Origin of the sequence: Mesorhizobium sp. M1348 (genome assembly GCF_040317925.1) — a bacterium.
Classification (GTDB): Bacteria; Pseudomonadota; Alphaproteobacteria; order Rhizobiales; family Rhizobiaceae; genus Mesorhizobium.
In genome coordinates this window covers 1-10,012 of sequence record NZ_JAMYLH010000062.1, presented here as the reverse complement: position 1 = coordinate 10,012, position 10,012 = coordinate 1, and the positions used below count along the sequence as shown (strand labels likewise).

6 protein-coding genes and 4 pseudogenes are annotated in these 10,012 nt (G+C 54.9%); 1 reads left to right on the top strand and 9 read right to left on the bottom strand.

Going from position 1 to position 10,012, the window contains the following annotated elements:
• Positions 1 to 204 precede the first annotated feature (204 nt).
• The 7 genes and pseudogenes from NKH13_RS35135 to NKH13_RS35105 form a co-directional block, all read right to left on the bottom strand.
• Entirely contained in the window at positions 205 to 537 is a 333-nt protein-coding gene (locus NKH13_RS35135) for a transposase (protein WP_051406095.1), read from the bottom strand.
• A 45-nt stretch (positions 538 to 582) separates the two neighbouring features.
• Positions 583 to 822 (bottom strand): annotated as a pseudogene (locus tag NKH13_RS35130) (transposase); the annotation flags it as partial.
• Between the two features lie 172 nt (positions 823 to 994).
• Complete coding sequence (locus tag NKH13_RS35125) at positions 995 to 2,968, bottom strand: hypothetical protein (protein WP_352917417.1); 1,974 nt, start codon at positions 2,966 to 2,968, stop codon at positions 995 to 997.
• Entirely contained in the window at positions 2,962 to 3,861 is a 900-nt protein-coding gene (locus tag NKH13_RS35120) for an NAD-dependent epimerase/dehydratase family protein (protein ID WP_352917415.1), read from the bottom strand. Before NKH13_RS35120 ends, NKH13_RS35125 begins: the two co-directional genes overlap by 7 nt.
• 174 nt (positions 3,862 to 4,035) lie before the next feature.
• Complete coding sequence (locus NKH13_RS35115) at positions 4,036 to 5,478, bottom strand: UbiA family prenyltransferase (RefSeq protein WP_352917414.1); 1,443 nt, start codon at positions 5,476 to 5,478, stop codon at positions 4,036 to 4,038.
• Positions 5,479 to 6,313: 835 nt separating this feature from the next.
• Positions 6,314 to 6,625, bottom strand: a pseudogene (locus NKH13_RS35110) (hypothetical protein); the annotation flags it as partial.
• Positions 6,626 to 6,744: 119 nt separating this feature from the next.
• Positions 6,745 to 7,713: an NAD-dependent epimerase/dehydratase family protein gene (locus tag NKH13_RS35105; protein WP_352917412.1), complete on the bottom strand. Its 969-nt coding sequence runs from the start codon at positions 7,711 to 7,713 to the stop codon at positions 6,745 to 6,747.
• A 1,249-nt stretch (positions 7,714 to 8,962) separates the two neighbouring features.
• Between NKH13_RS35105 and NKH13_RS35100 the strand changes: the two are divergent.
• Positions 8,963 to 9,198: pseudogene (locus tag NKH13_RS35100) on the top strand (IS6 family transposase); the annotation flags it as partial.
• On the opposite strand, the gene NKH13_RS35095 reads toward NKH13_RS35100, so the two are convergent.
• Both NKH13_RS35095 and NKH13_RS35090 read right to left on the bottom strand, forming a co-directional pair.
• Entirely contained in the window at positions 9,185 to 9,325 is a 141-nt protein-coding gene (locus NKH13_RS35095) for a hypothetical protein (RefSeq protein WP_352917410.1), read from the bottom strand. The pseudogene NKH13_RS35100 and the gene NKH13_RS35095 sit on opposite strands and share 14 nt — an antisense overlap.
• 159 nt (positions 9,326 to 9,484) lie before the next feature.
• Positions 9,485 to 10,012 (bottom strand): annotated as a pseudogene (locus NKH13_RS35090) (hypothetical protein); the annotation flags it as partial.

Below are 10,012 nucleotides of genomic sequence, written 5' to 3'. Positions count from 1 at the left end.
GCTGAACAGCATCTAAATATTATGTGGCGGAAAAATCCGGACCGGCGGGCCTAGGCTGGCACCAGGAAGGCTCCGCCACATAATCTCGCCCGACGCATAAGAATGGATCCGAGCCGGCATCGCGCACCAGTGCCAAAAGGCCGTCGGGACCTTTTCTAAAATCGACGGGATGACTGGCGACCAACACCTTCACGCCGGCCGGGATCATGCCTGGCGAACCGCCCGGATAATCCGCACCAGCTGCTCCTCATTGATATCGGCACCGGCGCGAATGACCACGCCACCCAGCTCGATCTCCACCGACGCAGACGCTGTCGGCGTGACCTCGACAAAGCCGAGCCGCTCCGCATCCCTGTGTGGCGTGACCGCACCGCTCTTGATCGCCTTGCTCCGCCAGCCGAACAGCTGGGCTGGCGCCATCCCCGCTTGTCTGGCAATGGCCGATACATTCGCGCCCGGCTTCAGTGTCGCCTCGATCAGCCGCGACTTCGCTTCCGCCGACCAGCGCCGGCGCGGACGCTGCGGGCTTGCCTCCAGTCGGTTGGCAACCGCTTCAAGAACATGGAAACTTCTATCATCAGGGTCGGGGCACGATGTCGGCAGGTGCAGACGGATTTGCGATTTCATCTCGACCACCCGCGCAGCGATTTTGATGAGGCGCAATCGCAGCGTGTCGAATTGGGCGACGGCAAAGCTCGAGCGCCTCGGCATCGCGGCCCGCAAGCCCCACATCAACCAGTAAGCACCGGCATGCAGGAATAGCCGGAACTGGTTGGCCGTCGCTCTGGTGCAGGATGTGCGGTCGGCGGCAAGAGGCCGCTTGGAAAATCGCCGGGTATTCCGCCTAGCGGTGAGTTGTGATCAAGCCCTGGATGTGGACAGAACAGAGCCGTGACCGCATGGCAAGATCGCAAAGACCAAGCGCTACTCGTCTGACCCGATGTACGAGGAAGATCGTCGGCCGCAAGCCACGGTGTGGAGTTAACCAGGCACACTATCGATAAATGCGCCATTTGCCCTTTTCCTCGGAAACAAGCTGGAAAACTGAATTGTCGTTCAGTATTGGCTTGCCCCACAAGCCATCTCGAACCGTAACAACCAACGTTTTACAAAGATAATTTTCCTTCATAACCCTCAGCTGAGCTTCAGTGACGTTACCGCGAAATACATTCACGAAAAAATCGTCAACATATGATGCTTGCTTCGGCGTGAGTTGAGATGCGAAGGCACGCAGCAGCTCCAATGTCGTCGCGCAATTTCTTCTTTGCGACAGTGTTGCCCACGAAATATTACCGGGCAGAACAGTCAAGCTAGCAAGGTCACGCGGATTATTGGCAACCGCCTCGTTCGGAGGCGTTACCAGGCGAACAGCTTCCCACATTTCAGGAGACGATATAAACGCTTTAGCCTCCTCTGTTTCAGGTCCCTCAACTTGAAAATGGAAGGCGAACGAATATAAATATCGAGCGCCAACCAAAATCGACGGAGCCAGAAATATGATCGCGGTTACGGTCGTTAGGCGGGCAATTGCTGTGCTTTTACCGATGTGGCGCGACAACAGTGAAGCGGAAATCGCCATCAAAAGAAGCATCGACGGCATAACAACGTGATAACCCAAATCGTTATACAAAATAACGCTATGTACAAACTGCCGTACAACTAACGGTGAAAGTACAGTTATAATTATTGCGCGGTCGAAATTGCCACAACGTCCATGTGTTCCATCGACAGTTTCTCGGCACCAAATAAGAAAAGACACAAATATAATTCCGAAGTCGACAATTGGTTGAACCAACCAGAATCCTGGCACGTCAATCAGCCAATTTCTGCCGACGAATACGGGAAACACCCAGAATTCCACAGGGTTTCTTGTATGTAATATGGTCGACTGTTCATACACTAGCACCCCCGAACAGAGTACAGTCACTCCAGCAATAACTGAAATTGAAGTGACAACCTGCAGCGTCCGTTTTGACCGTATTACGTGGGGAGTTGACAATATTCCTATAATAGGCAATACCAAAAGCAGCGAAAACCCCCCCACCCACGTTGAACTGCCGTAGGCAGATGCCAACATAGCTCCAATTAATACTGGAAAAGCGAGCCTGCTGGCAGTATTGTATTGTAATATCCGCACGTATGCCAGGATGATAAGCAAGGCAACGGTTGCGGAAAATAGGTGCTGCGGCGCCCATGCCGCCTCAACAAACCACGTTCTCAGATGTTCCTGCACCAGCCAATTGTCGAGCCACCTTCCAGAGGCAAATTGCATGGCTTCGCCAAGCGAACTCGCAAGCAGGAGCGGCAGTACCCACCAGGCGGCATTTGCACTTTTACTTTGTGCGACGGCAAGCCATGTTACGACGAACATCGAGCTCAACGCCGTCACGGCCGTAAGAGCAATGTCGGCCTCCCAGCCACCTGCGCCTGTGACGATGGATGAACAGGCGGCTATGAAGTACCAGATGTAATAGTAAATAAGCGTGTTGGAACTTCCCGCCTCGGAATAGTATGGGTTGCGAGGAGGCAAACCATTTTGAGCTAATTCATTTATGATAGCGATTTTGGCATGGTCAAAAATCGGCTCACCGACGCTGGCGCTTGCGCCGTAATACTGCGGAATGATGGCTAGTGTAGGCAAAAGGCAGAGAAGAAACGCAACAGCTAACCAAGAAAAACCGGGACTGACCGGCGAGCACAAGATCGGGTCGACGGCACCTCTAGATAACCAAACTACAATAACGGATAACGACAGGACGATCAGAAGTAGATTGGCCGCCGTCATTGGTAATAAGTGGAAAATAGAAACACCCGCTGCGCCAAATATTCCGAGTCCAATAGCCGGAGCGATAAGCAGGCGCATCCTAATATTTCTGTCAAAGTACTTTGAAGCAGGCAAGCCGATGGCATACCCTAATGCGACTAAAGTGAGAGCGCTGGAGACGACGGAGGCGGTGTTTACTAGCACAAGATGACCTCCAATTCCTCCCGGGCCGCAGCAAAATTGCTTGGTCCTTCCGCGGGTACTGATCGACGGATAGGCCATGCTCTCGTGTGTGGGTTTTTGAGGCACAATGCGAAGCACTTCCCGTGCCCATCGTGATGGAGCAAGGAGTTGCCTTTTTTTCTTCGTGTGATGATACCGACATACTGACGGCTCGCTTCGATCTGCGTTGCGACTTTGGCCGTAATGCTAGACTTTGCAGGTTTGACCATGATGTCGAATCTTCGGACCTTTCCGACGGTCTCGGCGATTTCGTTCACGGTGTACGGCGTCTCGTCCGTGGGCCAGAAGGCCTTGCTCTCCGCATTTTTGTGGGTTGCCGCCAGCAGGTCGCCGTGCGCTAGATTGGCGGTATAGCGCATCGAGCGGCGGTTGCGGAAAGATCCAACGATCAGAAACTTGTCCGTCGTTGACCATCTTGAAGAGGAGCGCCTTGACGGTCGGCTGGATCGTAAAGCCATGGCGCACGGACGATGAACGTTTCTGCAGGTTTGCCGGCGGCAATTTCCGCTCGCACCGCCCTTTCCATCAGCATCTTGGCGCGGCCATAGTCCATGTGTGGGCGTATAGGGGCTTTCCTCTGCGAATCGGTGGTCCGGACATGGGCTGCAGCCGATCGGCGAATTCGACGACGTGACAATCGCGCGGCGCACACCTACTTTTTGCGCTGCCGTAAGCAGATTGATAGTGCCTTGCGTGCTGATCGCTTCAAACTGGGCAACCGTTTTGGGATGAATGACCCCCGCCATGGGGATTAATGCGGCGCCCTGGGCGCCGGCCACGAATGCGCGGACAGTTTCCATGTCTCTGATATCACATGTCACGATTTCCATACCTTGCTGACGCAACTGCGACACGTGTTCTTCCGCAAGAACGAGTGCCCGCCTCCGTCTGCACGAAGCCGCGCTTCCGGCAAACCTGTCGTCAGCGCCGTCGCGACGCGACCGCGACATCCGGCGCCTCCTGTCAGAAGCACAGGGGCGCATCAAGGTCACTGCGATTGTCGATTGCATACACGTCATGCCTTTGTGTTACAAAGCCAGGGCAAACGCCAACGCGATGCAGGCACCGATTAGATAGCTAGTCTTGTCCTTGAGCGCAAAAACTACCGGATCGTCATGCAAGTCCATGCGATGGCTCAGGATCCAGATCCTTTGCAGCCATATGAACATGCCGGCCGGCGCGATAAAGAGCCATACGGAATTGTGATATGCTTCGGTCACTCTGGGGTCGAGCGCAACGAAAATCAGCATGATGACAATCGAAGCCGAGGCGGAAGCAAGGCCATAGCCCAGGGTGAGCGGCCAATCGTCGGGCAAATATCCCCGCCCCTTGATAACGTCCTTTCCTTGGGAGTGCGCATGCATCACCTCCACATGTCGCTTTGCCAGAGACAGCGAAAAGAAGAGCATGGATGAGAACGAAAAAAGCCACGGCGAGAATTCGAACTCGTTCAGCACCTGCCCCATGACGATCCTCAATGTGAACAGACTTCCAATCACCGTCACATCAAGCAGGGCGTAATGCTTGAGCCAGAAGGAATATGCTAATGTCAGCGCCAGATAAGTTGAAACAGCCAGCGCGAATTGAGGGTGCAAAAGCAAGGCCATTCCAAGCCCTGTAGCGAGCAGGAATATGCTCGCCAAAAGGCCGTTGATGATGCTTATTCTGCCGGCGGCAATCGCCCTGGAGCGCTTGGTCGCATGCGCCCGGTCCGCCTCCAAATCGGCTAGATCGTTGATGACGTAGGTTGAAGAAGCAACGAGACCGACAGCAAGGAAGGCGATCGCCGTCGTCAAGAGGACACGAAAATCGCCTACTGTATGAGCAAGAAACAACGGAACGAAGATCAGCACATTCTTCGACCACTGGTGTATCCTGAGTTCAGACAGCCAGTCCTTCACCGACTCGTTTTTTTCTGGGATGATTGTCCTAACCTCGATGTCAGCATTGCGGAGTTGACTTGCGTACCTTACTGCGTTGCCAACAAGAACGGCCCCGGTGGCCGCCTCCCAAATAGGGAGATCCGCAGCACTGTCGCCTGCATAGATGAACCCATTGGGAAAGCTTTCCTGAAGCCATTTCAGCTTGTTGCGGCTCTTTAGATTCAAGGAGCCATCGCTGCCCTTCGCTCCGTTGAATCCGCCAAGATGAGAAATGACGTTGTCAGCTATGCTTTGGTCAGCTGCCGTGACGAGATAAATTTCACGTCCGTCTGCGTGCGCACCACGTATCAGATCCAACACCTCTTCACGATATGGAAGCGCCCGCGCGTCAATCGGACGAATGTTTGCCAGCGTGTGTTTCAGGGCCGCGCGGTTAAGCCACCCTGGAACGGAACAAAGCAGGCGCTTCGGCGAATGAAAGAAGGCATGACAGAAGTTCTCATGGAAGCTGTCCGACTTTGTCAGAGTGCCATCCAAGTCACAAACTAAAGGTAGGTGACGGTCAAAGCAGCCCAGATCAAACATCATCATCTTACACCTTGAAGGGATAATCAGAGTCATCGCTGCAACATCATCAAAGAGGCAAACACCGATGTCCGGGCCGGTTCGACAGGGGGAAGCCCAAAATTTCTATTCTGCTTGGTGTGGGCACCACCGAATGTCGCCGCAAGGGTGTCGCTTCCTTGAGGGCGTCCACGCAGCGATGTGGCATAACGCGTCGCTGCCGCACCAATTTCTCATGTCCCAGGTCGACACGGCGGGGGAACGCATCTAGGAGAATGGCGAACCTCCGGATACGCCCCAACTCCGGAGATGTGAACTCACGCCGACCTGACATGTTGTTTCTTCCTTCGTTTTGCTCCCAAGCTGAATCTTTTCGAAAGGTTCGGCTGCATTGCAGCAAAGGAGCATCAAAAGTCGTGCCAACGGTGCAGAAAGAGGCCAGGGAGAGTTTTTTGCGTACTATTCAATGACTTGCGTGATGGAACAGAACTCCTGCCAGGTGTCGTGCACTGGACAAAATCGACAACAGGAGGCGAGCAAGCGTGCGCTGCATAAGCTGGGGAGAAAGCGCTGGCCAAAGCCTGGAGCGCCTGAACGCCCATGTCATGCGCCGATTGGGCGTGAGTCGGCGCCATGTCGTCGAGACGATCGAGCAACCCGCCCTCGCTGCCTTGCGGCCGAAGGACTACCAGTTCGCCCAGCGGCGGCTCGCGCGCGTGTCGATCGATTATCATGTCTGTTCGACAGCTTCTTCTATCTCCTATGCGGTCCCCTACGGCCTTGCAAGCAGATCGACATCCGCGCCACCGCACAATGATGCTGAGCGCCTCCGGTCGCTTGGTTCGAGCGACGAGCCTTGTCATGGGCAGCATCTGACTTGCTGATTCACCTCTCGAACAACGATGCTGACGAGGTCGGTAGTCACTTGGTTAGGTCCGTCCCGGCGCTCCGGAATAGTTCGGGCCGCCGCCGACCACTGCCCCCTCCAACCAGCGGCGGATTTTGCCACACGCCTCAACATGCCGCCGAATGCCTTTCTCCGCGGCCGGGATCGACATCCATCCAGCTGGCGCCGTAGGAACCTAGGAACCGTGCAGATCTCGATACGCTTCTCGACCATGGTGACATCAGCGCCGTGCGTTGCCAGATCGTGTGCGAGCGTCAACCCGGCGACGCCCGCGCCGGATGGGCACCTTCATGGCCTATCGTGCCTCTCAAGGACGCTCTCGACGAGGTCGCCGCCGCCACGGTATTGTAAAGCCACGTTGCGCCAGCTTGCCTTGGCACGATTTATGAGGACTTCAAAAATCCCGTGTAGGCCTCAAAAATGATATCCATATCGCTTTTCGATGGCGTCCAGCCCAAATATTTAGTCGTGCTCCCCGTGTTGAGAACATAATCAATATTGGCAATAGCGAATTGCTCTGGATAAAGTAGTGTCAAGGTCGATCTATCAAGCAACGAAAGAGTCGGCTTCAGAATAACCGCCGGTATGGGAAGAAGAATTGATCTTGAGCTGGCTCGCAGGACCAATTCTCCGAGAAGCTCTTTGACAGTAGGCGGTTCATGCGAGCCGAGATGAAATGGACCAGGCGGGCAATTTCTTTCTACGGCCGCCAGCGCAGCAGCGACGCAATCCTCAACGGCAATCATTTGATAGCGGTTTTTGCCAGCGCCTATTAGCGGGATAGGCAAGCCTGCTCTAATCAATCGAAAGAGCTTCGTCAATATTCCAAGGCGCCCGACACCAGCGATAAGTCTAGGACGAAATATGGTCGCTTGGAGGCCGAACTCCCTACGCGCTTGCATCAGAAGCCGCTCCGCTCCGACCTTGCTCCTACCGTAGGGTCCGATCGGACGTTGCATATCGGTCGGATTGACCGGTGTGTGATCTGGTTTTCCGTAGGTCATGTCAGTGGAAAAAAAAACAAGTCGTTGTGTGGAGCCCGCCGAGATTGCTTCCAGCAGGAAGCGGGTGCCATTCACGTTCACGTCAGCAAACCATTGGTCTCGATTTTTATGGGGTACACCACGGTGAAATGAACGTGCTGCAAGATGATAGACCACATCATCGCGCTGCAGATGAAGCTTCCTCAGATCTCGATGCTGCCGCACGTCACCTCTTACGAAATCTATCCAGTTGTTAGTTGCTAGTGGCTCATCGAGATCAAAAACGACAACGCTCTCCCCCCGCCGGGCGAGAGCGGATGCCATGTACGTTCCGACGAAACCGGATCCTCCGGTGATGACGTGTCGCATCGGGCTACGTCGTCCGAGCAATTAGGACTACGCCCGCGCAAATGAGCGCGATGCCAGCCAGTCGTGAAAGTGGTATGGCCTCACCAAGCAGAAGGAAGCTGAGTACGACCGCGATTATGTATCCAATCGATAGCATTGGATAAGCGACACTAACGTCATAAATCGACAGTACGACCAGCCACAATAAAACACTTATTGCATAACAGGACAATCCACCCCAAAAATACACATTGCCAGCAAGTGCCAGAGCCATTGTTATTGGAGGGCCGCCGGGCGGTAAGGTACCAACCGTCAGCATAGCCGCACGCAAAGCAATTTGAGCAAGTGCGTTCATGCTTACGCTAAAAACGATCAGTGCGAATGATGAAGCGGTCACGGCGTGCTCTTGGTCAAGAGGTGCACATAGAGTTGCAGATGAAGATTCTTGGAAAGATCGGAGACACCGTTCCGGCGCGAAGCAATAGAGTACTGTCCAGCGCGTATGGCAGACCGAGCAAATTCGAGGTCATTCCCCCTCAGGCGAGTGGCTCGCAGGGCGCCTTTCCCAGCCTCTACGGCAAACCCGGGACTCCCGCTCACAAGCAACCCCACGATTGTACTTGTCCATAACTCAAATATTAACATTTTTGCGGAATGTGTGCCGGGTTTAAGGCGGCAATAAGGCGGTATATGTTAAAATTATATTGAATTATTATTGCGTCGAATTCGCTGTAGCTTAACATTTATAGCAGGGAAGTATCCCAAGCTTCCACATAATAGGATCTGGTCGAATGGAATCCTTGCGGACGTAAAAGTTGAACGAGCACGGGGCACCAGCCTACAAGGCCTTGGGCAACGTTTCGTGTTGCAAGCGAAACGTCGATGCGTTTTCCACGAAGGGCCCCAACCTCCACTCCCCGGGCTTTTGCTAACTAACGACGTTATCACACCAATGCCGGTTCCGAGTTGCATTCCTTACCCTGTTTCTTGATTCAAGGCCATTCCGAAAGAGCTCGACGAGGCGGCCGCTGTGGACGGGTCGCGCCTGCTCGACACGTTTTTCCGGATCATCTTTCCGATCGCCCTGCCGGGGATTAGCGGTGATCTTCCTTTTGCTCTTTATTGCAGGCTGGAACGATTTCCTGTTTGCGTTCACGCTTACCCTTACTCCCGACGGTTCCGTCGCAAACTATTCGGTATGCAAGCATGACGTCACTTCAGTTTCTGAGCAGCCCGTCTTGTTCAAAGGCGTCATTTCGACCACTCTGTCATCCTACTGTGCGTGCCCTGGTACCTTGCCCACAATCTCAGCCTTCGCGACCTGGAAGAGATGATGGCCGAACGCCGCCTGAGCGTCGATCATTGGTCGTGCACTTTTCGCCGCAACTGCTGGAGCGGTTCAACCGGCGCAAGCGATCCCTCACTGGCAGGTGGCATATGGATGAGACCTGCAGCAAGGTCCGCGGACGATGGCTGTATCTCTATCGCCCCGTCAACAGCGTCGGCGGTTGTAATCGAAGGCGGTGCCGCGTCTGGCATAGCTAGTCGGAAGGCCGGCACGCAACTCGACCGATCTGAACTTGCGGGCGAGCAAGGGCCGGCCCCAGATGTAGTCGGTATCCTTGCTCAGCATGTGCCAGCTCATCATTGCAAGCTTGCGCGCAGTGGCGACGGCCGCCGATGTGCTTCCCGCGGCGCGGAAGCTGCCTATGCAGCAGCGACTTCCCGATGGGAACGAGGCCAGACAGGCCGAAGGCTGTGGAAAAAGCCGCCGAATGAGAAGAAGGGGCTATTCTACAACATCCGTCTGCATTGGCTTGCCCGGCGCGATGTAGTGCCAGTCTACGCGGCTTTCATCGGCCCAGGCAAGGATCGCATTGCTGGTCAGTTCGCTGCCATAGCGCCCTACGGAATGAAGGAGCGGCGGCAGCCGAGACAGAGCGGTGCGCGCAGCTTTTCGCTGCAGGCGCGCACCGGTCGAGGCGGCCATGGAGAGGTGCGGCTGGTGTCGTCGGAGAAAACGTGTGAAAAGACAAGGCGCGGCGTGAGCCTTTTGACGTCGCCGCACCCTGAATTCAATGAATACTGTCAGTAGTCGGCAGCCGCTCATGACCGCCCGAAAAACTCCCTGCTCATTGGTCGAATGAAATGAACGCTCTAATCGGCGAAATGCGCAGCCTATGCGATCTTCGATTGTTGCAATCCGCGTACAGTGCACGCCTCCCGGCCCCGAACTACGGGCTATCGGCCGTGCATTCAGGACGCAGATGCATTCCGCGGCTTCGGCGTCGTGCCGTCCACCCCCATATACTTGATCGCA